Origin of the sequence: Enterococcus cecorum, assembly GCF_052119425.1 — a bacterium.
Taxonomy (GTDB): Bacteria; Bacillota; Bacilli; order Lactobacillales; family Enterococcaceae; genus Enterococcus_E; species Enterococcus_E cecorum_C.
This window is the reverse complement of the sequence record NZ_JBQKFH010000129.1, coordinates 1-309: the sequence shown is the minus strand read 5'-3', so window position 1 is coordinate 309 and position 309 is coordinate 1. Positions and strand designations below refer to the sequence as shown.

At 31.4% G+C, this 309-nt stretch carries 1 protein-coding gene; it reads right to left on the bottom strand.

The annotated features are described in order from the left end of the window. The coding region (locus tag ACTQZM_RS12140; RefSeq protein ID WP_441653911.1) for a GBS Bsp-like repeat-containing protein at positions 1–309 on the bottom strand (309 nt) is incomplete at both ends.

The following is a 309-nucleotide window of genomic DNA, read 5'->3' as shown; positions in this document are numbered from 1 at the left end:
TTGTATAACCTAATGATTTAGCTTTTACTTTTCCATTGTTACCATACATATATACATGCGTCATATATTCTCCACGATTGTATTTATGATTGGCAATATTCATATGCACAACGTAGCTGCCATCAGATTGTTTACTTGCTTTGTACCACTTAATATCTTTTTGATTCTTATCTGACCAAATTGGCACATAGATTTCTTTGATTCCTGAACTAATTTGTCCATTCACCACTACATCATAACTACCATTTTGAACATTTACATTTTTGATTTCGGCTTCTAATTTCGTATTGATGTCTGGTAAGTTTGTAT